Origin of the sequence: Pantoea sp. alder81 (assembly GCF_020179835.1) — a bacterium.
Classification (GTDB): Bacteria; Pseudomonadota; Gammaproteobacteria; order Enterobacterales; family Enterobacteriaceae; genus Pantoea.
In genome coordinates this window covers 166806-181033 of the sequence record NZ_JAIUDA010000007.1, presented here as the reverse complement: position 1 = coordinate 181033, position 14228 = coordinate 166806, and the positions used below count along the sequence as shown (strand labels likewise).

Sequence of the window (14228 nt, the reverse complement as noted above, 5' to 3'; positions counted from 1 at the left end):
GCTAAACATGGTTATCGGGATCGATTTAGGCACCTCTGGCGTCAAGGTGGTGTTGCTGGATGCGCAAGGGCACGTCATCGCGGTGGAGACCGCGCCATTGCAGGTGTCGCGTCCGCAGCCGTTGTGGAGCGAGCAGGATCCCGAAAGCTGGTGGAGTGCCACGGATAAAGCGATGCAGGCGCTGGCGCAGCAGCACGATCTCAGCGGCGTGAAGGCCATTGGTCTGAGCGGCCAGATGCATGGCGCCACCTTGCTGGGTGCCGAAAATCAGGTACTGCGTCCGGCGATTCTGTGGAACGACGGGCGCAGCGGTGAGCAGTGTCGGGAACTGGAGCAGCGCGTGCCCAATTCGCGCCAGATCACCGGTAACCTGATGATGCCGGGCTTTACTGCGCCCAAATTGTTATGGGTGCAGCAGCACGAACCGGACGTCTTCGCACAGGTGGCGAAAGTTCTGCTGCCCAAAGATTACCTGCGCTGGCGTATGAGCGGTGACTTCGCCAGCGACATGTCCGATGCAGCCGGCACGATGTGGCTGGATGTGGCGCAGCGCGACTGGAGTGATGAGATGCTTAGCGCTTGCGATCTGAATCGCAGCCAGATGCCTGCGCTTTATGAAGGCGACCAGATCACTGGCACCTTGTCGCCAGACGTCGCTGCACGCTGGCATCTGAACGCGGTGCCGATCGTCGCAGGCGGTGGCGATAACGCAGCGGGTGCGGTGGGGGTTGGCATGGTGGCGCCGGGTCAGGGCATGCTGTCACTCGGCACGTCCGGGGTGTATTTCCTGGTGAGCGACGGCTATCTCAGCAACCCGCAGCGTGCGGTACACAGTTTTTGTCATGCGCTGCCCAACCGCTGGCATTTGATGTCAGTGATGCTGAGTGCCGCATCCTGTCTTGACTGGGCAGCCACGCTCACCGGCTGCAAAGATGTACCCGAGCTACTGGCGGAAGCGGAAAAAGCCAGCCGTGGCGCGGCACCGATCTGGTTCCTGCCTTATCTCTCCGGTGAACGTACTCCGCACAACAATCCACAAGCCCAGGGCGCATTTTTTGGTTTAACTCATCAGCATGGACGTCCTGAGCTGGCGCGCGCGGTGCTGGCCGGGGTGGGCTTTGCGCTGGCAGAAGGCATGGAAGCGGTGCATGAGTGCGGGGTGCAACCGAATACCGTGATGTTGATTGGCGGTGGTGCGCGCAGTGCTTACTGGCGGCAGATGCTGGCGGACATCAGCGGATTAACGCTGGATTATTGCCATGGTGGCGAAGTGGGACCGGCGCTCGGTGCGGCACGTCTGGCGCAGCTGGCGATTGATCCACACAGCGAGTGGCCCGCGCCGGAATTGGTGCAGCGTCATCAGCCGGATAGCGCACGTTATCAAGCCTGGCAGCCGCAGCGTGAAAAATTTGCGCAGCTGTATCAGCAGCTTCAACCGCTGATGTCCTGATTCGGTTAGGTGATGGCCGGATTAGGTCGTGGTTTTTATATTTTTTTCGCTATGATGGGCAATTCGGGTGTGTTTTATATGGCCTGAATTGTCCTTAGCGCTCTCCCTTCAACAGAAGGCGAAGACATTCATAAAGGCTGAGGCAGCAGCAACGTTACGTCGGCCATTGGTCTGTTCTTCTCTGCGATGAAGAGGCTGTGGGCACAATACATCACCCCATCTGGAGTCTTTAATGCCGCAGCCTGTTTATTTCCTGGTTCTTCCTGGCGTGATGGCGCTCGATCTCACTGGCCCGGCGGAAACCCTGCAACTGGCGGATGGCTTCTTTGCTCTGCATTACATAGGCCCGCAAGCCAGCGTGCGCTGCTCCACCGGCATGACGATTGCGGATATTGCGCCGCTGCCCGAGCAACTGCCTGACAACAGTCTGCTGGTGGTGCCCGGTGTGTATGACTCCAAAGTCTGGTTCGATACGGCACCTGCCGCCGCCGCGCGCGACTGGCTCCGTTCACAACAGTCCGCCATCCTGTCTAAACGCATCACATTAGTTTGCATCTGTTCCGGGGCGCTGCTATCGGCGCAGGCCGGACTGCTGAATGGCGTGCAGTGCACTACCCATCATGATGTGTTACCGCGACTCAAAGCCGCTGCTCCCGCCGCATTAGTGAAAGATAACCGCGTGTTCGTGGAAGATCATGGCATCTGGACCAGTGCAGGTATCACGGCGGGTATCGATCTGGCGTTGCATCTGATCAACCGGCTGTGTGGCGCGCCGCTGGCGTTGAAGGTGGCGCGGGAAATGGTGGTGTGGTTCCGGCGTTCCGGTGACGATCCGCAGCTGTCGCCGTGGCTGCGTTATCGCAATCACCTGCATCCGGCGATTCACCGTGCACAGGACGTGATGATTGCCCATCCCGAACATGACTGGTCACTGACCGCGCTGGCCGATCGCGCGCACGTCAGTGAACGCCACCTGACGCGCCTGTTCCGCCAGCATCTGGGGATCAGCGTGCGCGAATACCATGAGCAGTTGAGATTGGTGATTGCGCGCCAGCGCCAGCAGCAGGGCGAAGCGGCAGAGAAAGCCGCGCTGGCGGCCGGATTTTCCTCGGCACGCCAGCTGCGTCGTGCGCATCAGCGCTGGGACGATCAGCTCACCAGATGATGTTTATCCACGCGTTTTAACAACATCGCCAGCAGTAAGCTGCCGATCAGCGTAATACCAAACACCCACGGCAGATCGATCCATGGACGAGACATATCGTCGTAGTGGTTGGTGCGCAGATAGTGGATAAACAGCGCGTGGAAACCGTAAATCGGTAGCGAGTAGCGCGAAATCGTCCCTAGCATCGGCAGCGTGCGGCTGTTCAGTGCATTCTTGAACAGCACCAGCAAGCTGATGGCGGCGATAAACACCAACGGGCCGCAGTAGAGATACCAGGTATCGTTAAATGCCCCGTTGATCTCCAGCATCTGTTTGGTGCCTAACGCGATACCAATCCAGCAGGCGATAAAACCTAATCCCGCTAACCAACTGATGCCGCGTTTATCGGTGTCCATGCAGCCAATCGCCCGTCCCAGTAGCGCGTAAAGCAGGTAGTAAATGCTGTCGCCGCTGACGTAAAGATTCACCGGCAGCCAGTGGAAGGGGCCAAGCGACTGGCTAACGGTATTGGGATTGGCCAGCACCGCCAGCACCACAACCAGCAATGCCACGTAGCGCGGCTGCACGCTTTTCACCTGAATCAATGGTGACAGCAGGTAGATGCCGATGATGGCGAAGAAAAACCACAGGTGATAGAACACTGGTTTTTGCAGCAGCTTCAACAGCGAACGGCCCTCGCTGATCGGCGTCAGCCAGGTGATATAGGCCAGCGCCACCGCGCTGTAGAACAGCAAGCACAGCACGATGCGCAGCAGATGCCGCCCTTGTGCGCTGCGTTCGCCAAAGAACAGATAGCCTGAAATCATAAAGAACAGCGGCACACAGACGCGCGACGCCGAGTTGAGCAGGTTCGCCACGTCCCAGCTGAACCCCGTGACGGCCATCGGGCCGGTGATGTACCAGGTGGTGGTGTGAATGACGATCACCATCAGGCAGGCAACCGCACGCAAGTTATCGATCCAGTGTATTTTTTGCGACATGGCTTCCTCGTCGGCAATACGTCCGTGCGAAGAAGGGTAGTCATAGCGTGATGCGTCAACAACCTTTGGGACAGAAATTCGGATCACTCTTGGTTAGTTAAGAGTGGTTTCCGTAGGGTGCGCATTTATGCGCACCGGATGACCAGGTCGCCATAAATGGCGACCCTACAATTTAATCGCGGACCAGAAACTTCTCGATCACCGCTTCGTTCGGCTCAACGCCCAGACCTGGCTCGCTCGGCAACCACGCATAGCCATCTGCAATGCGCACCGGGTTTTTCGCCAGCGAGCGGCTGATCTCACCCGGCTCCACGCAATACTCCATCACCAGCGCATTCTCAATCGCACACAGGAAATGCAGCGATGCGGCGGTGTTGATGTCGGTGGTGAAGTTATGGTTACACACTTTGCGGCCACGGCTGTGCGCGTAGCTGGCGATCTCCATCGCCTGAGTAAAGCCGGTGCGCGTCAGATCGATCTGCACGATGTCGATACCGCCTTCATCAATCAGGCGCTGGAAGCCGACCACGGAACACTCTTGCTCACCGGCGGCGATGTGCTGCTGGCAGGCAGCAGACACCTGGCCGTAACCGGCGTAGTTATCCGGGTGCAGCGGTTCTTCGATCCAGAACAGATTGAGATGTTCATAGCGCTGGCTGCGGCGCACGGTGGTTTTGGCATCCCAGACGTGGCCGACATCCAGCATCAAATCCACGCTATCGCCCATCGCGGTGCGCAGCGCTTCCAGATAACGCAGATCCAGCGCTTCATCGGTGCCAAACGGCTCCCAGCCAAATTTCACGCCGGTGTGGCCGGTGTCGATGGCGTGCTGCGCGCGCGCCACCGTCTCTTCCACGCTGTACTGGAACATATTGGAGGAGTAAACGCGCATTTTGTCGCGCATCGCGCCGCCCAGCAGTTCAACAATCGGTTTGCCGAGCGCTTTGCCTTTGATGTCCCACAGGGCGATATCAATGCCTGCCATTGCCTGCAGCACCGCGCCACTGCGGCCGTAGTAGATGGTGGCTTTGTGCATCTTCTTCCACAGGCGGCCGGTTTCCAGTGGATTTTCGCCGATCAGCAGCGATTTCAGGCCAGTGACCATGGTGTGCGAATAGGGCGCTTCGATGATGGCTTTGGTGACATACGGGCTGCCATCCACTTCACCCCAACCGGTGATGCCCGCATCGGTGGTGATTTTGATTAGCAGTGCATCCTGCGAACTGTCTGTGCGCTGCTCGATAACCGGCAGGCGCAGATAAAACGCTTCAACGTTGGTGATCTTCATCGTGGTTTTCCTGGTATAAAGGCAATCAATAAAGCATCAGCCCACAGCGGAACGCTGCTGTCGGCGTTGCATAATCAAGGTCTCGTAATCCACATCCAGCGCCTGAATGCGGATGTGGTTTTCAATCTCACCGGTCATCTGTGTGATATCGCCTTCGGCGAACACGTTGATCAGCCGCTGGTGCTCTTCGATGATGTCGCTCATCGATTTGCCCATGGTGGAGAGGCCGAAAATCACCGTCAGCTGGCGCGCAATCGACTCCCACAAATTGCTCAATACCGGGTTGTGGGCGAAGCTGCACAGCGTGCGATGGAAATCGGTATCCGCTGAAGCAAAGCCATACACATCTTCGTTTTGCATCATGGTCTGCATCTGCGTCACACCCTGATACAGCTGACTGAGCTGCTCGGCACCGTTGCGTCCGGCTTCGATGGCGCGGCGGCAGGCCAGCGTCTCCAGCGGGATGCGCACATCGATAATCTGCTCCAGCCGCTGATGAGAAATCTCCATCAAACGGATGCCTTTATACGGCTCGCTGGTGACGATGCCCTGGCTCTCGAGAATGCGCAGCGCTTCACGGATCGGCACGCGGCTCATGCCGAGCTTCGCCACTAAATCCGGCTCAACGATGCGATCGCCGGGCAAAATCAACCCGCGTGAAGCGGCGCTGAGAATCGCGTCAACCGCGTGATCGACCAGCGTGCGCGGACGCGCGGCTTGCCAGTTGCCGTCTGAAGCGGCTTCCTGCGCCAGCGGTGCGCTGCTTTTACGGCTTGGGGTGGATGATTTTCCTGCCATGGTGATTGTCCTGTTTATACCTGTCGGGTCACGAACTGACCAAAGCCGGGTGCAACCTGCATCTGGTCATCCTGGAATACCGTGACACCACGAATCAGTGTGCGCACCACTTTACCCTGACAGCGCATGCCTTCAAATGCGCTCCACTTGCCAAGCCCCTGGAAATTCTCCCCCTCCACGATCCAGCTCTGCTGCGCATCGATAAATACCAAATCGGCATCGAAGCCAGGCGCAATCGCCCCTTTTTTGCCCCACAGCTGGAAGGCTTTGGCCGGACCGCTGGCGGTCATGCGAGCAAACTCCGTGAGGGCCAGGCCGCGATCGATATGCGCTGCGCTGAAGAACATCGGACTTAATGTTTCAACGCCGGTTAGCCCCATGCCGGCGTCCCAGATGCTGGCTTCGCCGGCTTGTTTTTGCGCTGGGGTGTAGGGGCAGTGGTCGGAGGCGATCATGTCGACATCACCGCGCAGCAGCACCTGCCACAGTGCATCGACCACCGGACGTGGACGGATCGGCGGGCCGCAGCGCGCATTCGGCCCAATGCGCACCAGATCGTCTTCATCGAGAATCAGATAGTGCGGACAGGTTTCGAAGCTGGCGCGTACCTTGTTTTTGGCGGCGACGATGGTTTCGGCGGCGCGCGCAGAGCTGACGTGCACGATGTGGCAGCGTGCGCCGGTCTCTTCCGCCACCGCCAATACGCGACCCACGGCTTCGATCTCAGCGATTTCTGGCCCGGCCAGCGCATGGGCGCGCGTATCTTTGCGTCCGGCGCGGCGCAGTTCGCTGCCGGCACCGATCAGGATGTCGTGGTTTTCGGCGTGGACGCCAATCAAACCGTCAAAGGTGGCCAGTTCACGCATCGCACGCAGCAAGCCATCATCGTCGAGGCGCGGTAAGCCTTTCTCATCAGTGGCTTCGCCGTTGGGAGCGCCGCTGCACAGGAAAGCTTTGAACGCCAGTGCACCGGCTTGATCCAGCGCCGCTAACTCGTGCACGTTGCGGCCATCCAGTCCGGCCCACATGGCGTAATCCACCGAGCTGTTCTCCGCCAGCCAGCGCTGCTTGGCGGAGAAGTTCGCCAGTGTTGTGGCAGGCGGTAACGAGTGCGGCATCTCCACGATGGTGGTGACGCCGTGGGCGGCCGCCCCACGCGTACCTTCGCGCAACTCCTGCTCGGGGAAATCATGTGAGCCGGTGAAGTGGGTGTGCACATCAATCGCGCCGGGCACGATGATTAAACCCTGCGCATCAATAATTTCATCAACGCCGTCAGCGATGGCACCCGGCATCAGCAGGCCGCTGATTTTGCCATTTTCGATCAGCACATCGGCCGGTGCGGCGCGGGTTTCTGTCACCACCAGGCCGTTGATAATGAGTTGTTTCATCATTCTGCTCCTGCTTGTGTGACCAGTTCGCGATAGGGTACGGGCTGAGAAGGATCCAACCAGCCAATAGCGCTCAGCAACTGGCTGAAGTGGTCAAACTCACCTGCTGGAATCAGGCAGTCTGGCGCGAAGACGTGGGCTTGCTGATAAGCAGCTAAGCCGGTGATCAGCGCATCGATCGGATAATCGGGATAAGAGTGCTGCACGCTCGCCGCCAGTGCTTCGGCATCATGGGTGGCGATCCACGCCAGTGCCTGCTGAATGGCGCGTGAGAAGGCAGCAAAGGCTGCGGCTTTCTCAATCAGCACATCGGCACGCGCGATATAGGCGCTCCAGGGGACTTTGCCGCACAGCGTGGCGAGGCTGCTGATGCTGCTCAACTGCTCAGCGGCAATCGCCGGTGCCAGCATGTGCATGGCATGCAGCGCATAATCGGCTTCACCCTTGGCCACTGCCGCGAAATCGCGAGCCTGATCGCCGCTACCGGCAATCAACGCCACCTGATCCAGCAAACCATGCTGTGCCAGCAGCCAGCGGAAGGTCAGTGTGGCGGTGCCAACGTTACCGACATCCAGCACGCGTTTGCCGCGCAAATCACTCAGCTGAAAATCGGGTTGTGCCTTTGCTGCCGCCAGAAACCACGGGTTGGCGGCAACCGAGGCGCAAAAGCACTGCAACTCAGCGCCGTGCTGCTGGTAATGCTTCATCACCACCATCGGCCCGCCCAGCGTGAGGTCTGCTTCGCGGTTGAGCACCGCAGGCACTTGTCCGCCCTGCACGGTGTGTCCGCCAGACGCGCTGGTGGTGAAAGTGACCTGCAACTGCTCGGCGGCGAAGAAGCCGAGGCTGTCGGCCAGATAGTGGGCGCAGTAATAGATGCGTGATTCGCTGGCATCACCCTGATTGAAGATTAACGTTTGCATCAGCCGCGCACCTCCGTGACAAAACTGCCGTTGAGCGCGGACATGTCGCTGACGCCACACCAGTGGCTAATAGCGGTGATTTCATTGATCCAGCCGGAGAGCAGATCGAACACTGCGCTTTCGCCACCGGCTACCAGGGCGCTGATGATCGGTCGCACGCTAAGTGACAGTGAGGCGCCCAGGCAACGTGCCACCACCGCATCGCTGCCGCAGCGCACGCCGCCATCCAGCAGCAGCGGCACGCGAGTGACCGCCTGCAAATCAGCTAATTGATCTACTGGCGTGGCCCAGCGCGCACTTTGGCGCAGGCCAATATTCGAGGCGATGATGCCGCTGACGCCATGCTGTGCGGCCGGGGCCGCATCGTCATGATGCAAAATACCTTTTAGCCATAGCGGCAGTTGGCGTGCAGCGCAGTGTGCGGCGACTTCATCGATCTGCTGCCAGCGCCACACCGGAAACGCCGGTAAGGGTTCAACGCCCGGCTGCGTGCCGCCAACGGTGTGCCAGCCGCGTTGTTTGAGCGCTTCACCAATTGAGAAGCCACCCGGCTGTAAGCCCGGCACCGGATGTACCGGTGCCAGCACGGTGAGAACGATATTTTTGAATCCGGCCTGCGCGGCCTGATCGATCAAATCTTTGATGCGCCCGACATCACCTGCGGCGCGTAGCTGCAACCAGCAGCGGTCGTACTCTGCGCCAATCTGCTCCAGCGGCGTGACCGTCTCTTCAGAGATCACCAGCGGCAGTTGCAGGCGTTTACAGGCGCGGGCAATCGGCAGTAATCCCTCTTCATGGAAGATGCGGTCACCGGCAAAGGCGCCAACGCCCAGCGGCGCTGACCAGCTTTGATTGAGCAAAGTGGTCTGGGTGCTGATCGACTCATTGCCCTGTAATACACGCGGCAGCAGACGAAAACGGCGCAGCGCCTGCTGGTTAGCGTCCGGTTCGTCAGCGAGTGCATCGGCTGGCTGGCCTTGCATATAGCGGAACAGCGCATCGCCCAGGCGTTCACGAGCAGCAAGATCATGCGTTGGCATGTTGGGCCTCCGTGATTTTTTCATGTTCCATGAAGCTGGCGAAGGCAGGCGTTTTCGGATTCTGCAAAATCGACGGCGGCCCTTCTTCAATCAGCGCACCGTTCTGCAGGAACACCACGCGGTCGGCCACGCCTGCCGCGAAAGCAATGTCATGGGTACTGATGATCATGGTGATGCCGGTTTGCGCCAGGCTGCGCATGGTCTGGTTCACTTCACGCACCAGCTCAGGATCGAGCGCCGAGGTCGGCTCATCGAACAGCAGGATTTGCGGTTCTGCGGCTAAGGCTCGGGCGATGCCGACACGTTGTTTCTGCCCACCGGACAGTTCATGCGGCAGCGAAGCGGCGAAATCCTGCAATCCGACCATTTTCAGGGCACGCATTGCTTTAGCGCGGGCGATTTCGGGTTGAACACCCTGTACACGCAGTAGAATACTCATCACGTTTTCCAGCGCGGTCAGGTGATCGAACAGCGCGAAGTGCTGGAACACGATACCGATGCCGGATTTGGCACGGTTAGCCGGCAGATGACGCGCAGCCAGAGGGCGGCCATTTTCATCGCTACCCATAAAGTGGCCTTCGGTCTGAATAGTGCCGCTGCTGCGCGGCGTCAGCGCCAGAATCGATTTCAATAGGGTGCTTTTACCGGAGCCGGAACGCCCAAGCAGCACCACCACTTCGCCACGACGTACGGTCAGCGACAGTGATTTCAACACCGCTTTGCCCGCGTATTCGACGCACAGGTTGTCTACTTCGAGCACGGGTGCGGCGGTTTGCGTATCCCAGCGACGCTTCGGCAGCTGCATCGCCATCACGTCCGCTTCCGGTGGCAGTTTTGCCAACCGGGCACGGGCACGGCGCGCGCGCTCATCAAGGTTATAGAACTTCTCCAGCCACCACTGGCCGCCCGCCAGCAGCGTAGAGAGAATCAGGTAAATACCGCCCGAAGCGACCAGTACTGGAATAAACAGGAAGTTCTGCGACACGATGGCCTGGCCGCGCATCGTCAACTCATTCACACCCACCACAGAAGCCAGCGAGGTGGATTTCAGCAGGCCGACGGTTTCATTGCCCATAGTCGGCAGAATGGCGCGCAGCGCTTGCGGGATCACTACGTGAATCATCTCTTTGGTGCGCGAATAGCCAAAGGCCTGCGCTGCCATGCTCTGATCGCGATCGGTGGCCATAATGCCGCCGCGAATGATCTCGGCGCAGAAGGCGGTTTCGTTAATCATCAACGCCAGCAGTGCGCTGGTGAACGGGCTGAAACGCAGGCCGAATTCAGGCAGCACGTTGTAGAGCAGAATCAGCTGCAGCAGCACCGGCGTGCCGCGCAGCAAATAGATGTACGTTTTCACCGGCACGCGAATAAACCAGTGCTTTGAGGTGCTGGCCAACGCCAGGAAAAAACCGATCAGGATGCCGCCCGCTAATGCGCCAACCAGCAGTTGAACAGCGATGACGGCACCTTCCCACAGATAAGGGAAGGTCAGGTACTTCAGAAAATCATCCAAGGCGTTATCTCCCTCAATGCGATCGTTTGGGTTGCCCGAAGGCTGCAACCCAATTGATCTGACTGAGTTTATGCATTAACCACGTGCAACAACCGGGCGTTCAGCCGCGCTGCCCTGACCCCAGTAATCGAGCAATTTCTTCTGTGCACCGCTTTCCTGAATCACCTTCATTGCATCCATCACCGCGCCACGCAAAGTGGCGTTGTCTTTGGCAATCGGGAAGCCAACCATAATTGGCAGGTCAACGGTGAAACCGCTTTCCAGCGTTTTATCGGCTTTGGCGATAGCGATGGCGGAACCGGCTTCAGTCAGGTAGATATCGGCGCGACCGCTTTTAACTGCCTGAATGCTGTTGTCGGTGTTTTGCACCATCAACATGCTGACCTCTGGCTTACCGGCGGCGGTGCATTTGGCGCTCTGCTCAGGCACCAGCTTATTGGCTTCGTAAGAGCCCGCTGCGGCGGCCACGGTTTTGCCACACAGGTCATCCACGGTAGTGATCTTCTTCGGATTACCCTTCGCCAGAATCGAACCATCCTGCACCTGCATGGAAGCGACAAAAGCGATCTGCTTCAGGCGCTCATCGGTGACGTACAGCATCGGGCCGATATCCGCACGCCCGCTGGTGATCGAGGTCAGCAGCACGTTGAAGGAGCCCGTTTGATAGCTGTGTTTCGCACCGAGGCAGCTGCTGATACGCTCAAACAACGAAGGGTCGAGACCTTCAATAATGCTCGGGTCTTTTTCCGACGGCGCTTCAAAGCCTTTGGTGTAACCGCCGAGACCGACCACCAAATCCTTGCCTTTCAGCGACGGATATTTGGTTTGCAGTGCTTTGCACTGCGCCATGGCCGCGAAGTCGCTGGCCGTTGGCGTAATCGGATCGGTGCTGGCGGCATGGGCGCTGGAGAGCCCAGCCAGTAAGGTGCCGGTGATGCCAGAGATAAGGAGTGCGATGCGTGCAAATTTCATAATAAGGTTCCCCTGGTGCTGGTGAATGTGTAAGCGATGACCTTGTGTTTTATGAACGTCTTTACGGCTTTTATAAGTACTGCGACTTCAATAACCTCTTGCGACATCAACCTGGTTGCGCAGCGGATGGCCGCTGCGGAAACGCACCAGGTTGTCGATAAATACTTCAAGACAGCCCTCAAGATAGGCACTGTGATCGTCCAGGCTGCAGTGCGGCGTCATCACTACGCCTGGCGTGCTCCACAACGCATCGTCCACCGGTAGCGGCTCCTGCGGATAGACATCCAGCACCGCGCCGGCCAACTCACCGGCGCACAGTTTTTCGCGCATTGCGGTGTAGTCGAATACCGCGGCACGACCGACAATCACGATGCCCGCACGGGCAGGCAGCAGGTCGAGACGGCGACGGTCAAACAGCATTTCTGTCTGTGGCGTCAGCGGCAGCGTCGAGACCAGCACATCCACCTGCGGTAACACTTCGTCGATGGCATCAATGCGGATACAACGCGCCACATCGGCATCGCACTGGCCGCTGCGCGTCACGCCAATCACGCGATAACCCTGTGCGGTCAGCAGATTGGCCGCCGCCGCACCAATACCGCCGACGCCGAGTAGCATTACGGTTTTGCCGCGTGCGCAGCCACCGAACGTCGGACGCCACAAGCGCTGAGCCTGATCCTGCAGAAAACCGGGAATGCCAAAGTTGAACATCAGCGCGGCCATCAGAATGAACTCGGCGCCTTTATCGCCGTGCACGCCGGAGGCGTTGGTGAGCGTCACGCCCTGTGGCAGATGCGCCAGCCACTGCTCAACGCCAGCGGACATCACCTGCACCCAGCCGAGGCGGGGTGCGCTGAAGGTATTGAGCGCCAGCTTGCGGCCGCTCCACAGAATGTCGCTGGTGGCGAGGAAATCTGCGATATGCGCAGAGTTGCTGTTTTCGCTCAGAGTAAAGTGACCGCGCAGCTGTGGATGGGCATCCAACTGCTGTTGCAGGTGCTGCATGGTCAGATGTAATGCCTGCGGGGCGCTGGCGTCGTTTTCGATATGAATATGCATCAGCGCATCGCCGTCACTTCCATCTCGACCAGCAGGTCAGGATGGTTGAGTTGAATACCGACGGTGGCGCGCGCCGGGAAGGGGAACTGGAAGAACTCGCTGTAGGCGGCGTTCATCTCACTGAAAGTACTGAGGTCGGTGAGATAGATCGTTACGCGCACCACGTTGTCGAAAGTCATCTGCGCTTCGCTCAACAAATCGCCGACGTTTTTCAATACCTGGCGCGTCTGGCTGGCGATGTCGTTGCCCTTGATTTCCCCGCTGTAGGGGTCAATCGCCACCTGTCCAGAGATAAATAACATCGGTTCGTGTAGTACGGCGGCGGAAAGCGGAGCCGGACCCATTGGGCGGTCACTGGCATTCATTCCTGGATAAGCAATCGCGGTCTTCATGGTGAAATTCCAAGCAAAACTGTTTCACCGCAATTTCGTATACGATTATACAAGTGTCAATGCGCGATTTTTGACCATCAGGTCGAAAAGGTGATGTGGGTCACGTAATAGGATTTGATTATGTTGTGGATATTTAGATGAAAATTAAGGATTAATTTAATTCAGGTGAAAGGCGTGACCGTGCCTGATTGAATCGTATACGATTTTCTTATCTCAGGGTTTTAACGGCTTAAACCGCGTCAAAATCACCTCCCGGCGCGCCAGGATTTCCGGCTGCACAATCCGCGGTCAAAGGGTATACTGTCGCACTCTTTTTTAATCGACCCTTATCGCGTACTCAACATGCAAAAGTTTGATACCAAGACCTTTCAGGGCCTGATCCTGACCTTGCAGGATTACTGGGCGCGTCAGGGCTGCACCATCGTCCAGCCGCTGGACATGGAAGTGGGCGCTGGCACTTCACACCCGATGACCTGCCTGCGCGCCATCGGCCCGGAGCCAATGGCGACCGCCTATGTGCAGCCTTCGCGCCGTCCTACCGATGGTCGCTACGGTGAAAACCCGAACCGTTTACAGCACTACTATCAGTTCCAGGTGATGATCAAACCTAACCCGGACAATCTGCAGGAGCTGTATCTGGGTTCACTGCAAGAGCTGGGCCTGGATCCGACCGTGCACGATATTCGCTTCGTGGAAGATAACTGGGAAAACCCAACGCTGGGTGCCTGGGGACTGGGCTGGGAAGTGTGGCTCAACGGCATGGAAGTGACGCAGTTCACCTACTTCCAGCAGGTGGGCGGTATGGAGTGCAAGCCGGTTACCGGTGAGATCACTTACGGTCTGGAGCGTCTGGCGATGTACATCCAGGGCGTCGACAGCGTTTACGATCTGGTGTGGAGCGATGGTCCATTTGGCCAAACCACCTACGGTGAAGTGTTCCATCAGAACGAAGTGGAGCAGTCGACCTACAACTTTGAATACGCGGATGTGGACTTCCTGTTCTCCTGCTTCGAGCAGTACGAGAAAGAAGCCCAGCAGCTGCTGGCGCTGGAAAAACCACTGCCGCTGCCGGCCTATGAGCGCATTTTGAAGGCGGCACACAGCTTTAACCTGCTGGATGCACGCAAGGCGATCTCGGTGACCGAGCGTCAGCGCTATATCCTGCGTATTCGTACCCTGACGAAAGCCGTTGCTGAAGCCTATTATGCGTCCCGTGAGGCGCTTGGTTTCCCAATGTGCAATAAAAACAAGTAAGAG

At 58.3% G+C, this 14228-nt stretch carries 13 protein-coding genes; 3 read left to right on the top strand and 10 right to left on the bottom strand.

Translation table 11 applies throughout. The features are described from left to right. Positions 1 to 7 precede the first annotated feature (7 nt). Positions 8 to 1450 (top strand): xylulokinase, encoded by a 1443-nt coding sequence (gene xylB / locus LBW88_RS18900; protein WP_224933694.1) that lies wholly within the window; start codon positions 8 to 10, stop codon positions 1448 to 1450. Between the two features lie 232 nt (positions 1451 to 1682). Next, entirely contained in the window at positions 1683 to 2615 is a 933-nt protein-coding gene (locus LBW88_RS18895; protein WP_224933695.1) for a GlxA family transcriptional regulator, read from the top strand. Here the strand turns inward: LBW88_RS18895 and LBW88_RS18890 are convergent. The 10 genes from LBW88_RS18890 to LBW88_RS18845 form a co-directional block, all read right to left on the bottom strand. After that, positions 2600 to 3595, bottom strand: a complete 996-nt coding sequence (locus LBW88_RS18890) for an acyltransferase (RefSeq protein ID WP_224933696.1) — start codon at positions 3593 to 3595, stop codon at positions 2600 to 2602. The genes LBW88_RS18895 and LBW88_RS18890 overlap by 16 nt on opposite strands. 172 nt (positions 3596 to 3767) lie before the next feature. After that, entirely contained in the window at positions 3768 to 4883 is a 1116-nt protein-coding gene (locus LBW88_RS18885; RefSeq protein WP_058961141.1) for a mandelate racemase/muconate lactonizing enzyme family protein, read from the bottom strand. A gap of 36 nt (positions 4884 to 4919) precedes the next feature. After that, positions 4920 to 5681, bottom strand: coding sequence for a GntR family transcriptional regulator (locus tag LBW88_RS18880; RefSeq protein WP_224933697.1), 762 nt, complete (start codon positions 5679 to 5681; stop codon positions 4920 to 4922). 14 nt (positions 5682 to 5695) lie between these two features. Continuing rightward, positions 5696 to 7072, bottom strand: a complete 1377-nt coding sequence (locus tag LBW88_RS18875; protein ID WP_224933698.1) for a dihydroorotase — start codon at positions 7070 to 7072, stop codon at positions 5696 to 5698. Further along, positions 7072 to 7995: an ABC transporter substrate-binding protein gene (locus LBW88_RS18870; protein WP_224933699.1), complete on the bottom strand. Its 924-nt coding sequence runs from the start codon at positions 7993 to 7995 to the stop codon at positions 7072 to 7074. Before LBW88_RS18870 ends, LBW88_RS18875 begins: the two co-directional genes overlap by 1 nt. Beyond that, positions 7995 to 9035, bottom strand: a complete 1041-nt coding sequence (locus LBW88_RS18865) for an alpha-hydroxy acid oxidase (protein WP_224933700.1) — start codon at positions 9033 to 9035, stop codon at positions 7995 to 7997. The genes LBW88_RS18870 and LBW88_RS18865 overlap by 1 nt, the downstream gene beginning before the upstream one ends. Beyond that, a complete protein-coding gene (locus tag LBW88_RS18860; protein WP_224933701.1) occupies positions 9022 to 10548 on the bottom strand; it encodes an amino acid ABC transporter permease/ATP-binding protein in 1527 nt (508 codons plus the stop codon). The genes LBW88_RS18865 and LBW88_RS18860 overlap by 14 nt, the downstream gene beginning before the upstream one ends. Positions 10549 to 10623: 75 nt before the next feature. Further along, entirely contained in the window at positions 10624 to 11520 is an 897-nt protein-coding gene (locus tag LBW88_RS18855; RefSeq protein WP_224933702.1) for a transporter substrate-binding domain-containing protein, read from the bottom strand. 87 nt (positions 11521 to 11607) lie between these two features. Beyond that, positions 11608 to 12579, bottom strand: coding sequence for a D-2-hydroxyacid dehydrogenase (locus LBW88_RS18850; RefSeq protein ID WP_224933703.1), 972 nt, complete (start codon positions 12577 to 12579; stop codon positions 11608 to 11610). Then, positions 12579 to 12971, bottom strand: coding sequence for a RidA family protein (locus LBW88_RS18845; RefSeq protein ID WP_038643895.1), 393 nt, complete (start codon positions 12969 to 12971; stop codon positions 12579 to 12581). Before LBW88_RS18845 ends, LBW88_RS18850 begins: the two co-directional genes overlap by 1 nt. A 342-nt stretch (positions 12972 to 13313) precedes the next feature. Here LBW88_RS18845 and glyQ point away from each other — a divergent pair, with 342 nt between their 5' ends. Next, positions 13314 to 14225, top strand: a complete 912-nt coding sequence (glyQ, locus tag LBW88_RS18840) for a glycine--tRNA ligase subunit alpha (protein WP_034827699.1) — start codon at positions 13314 to 13316, stop codon at positions 14223 to 14225. Positions 14226 to 14228: the final 3 nt, after the last annotated feature.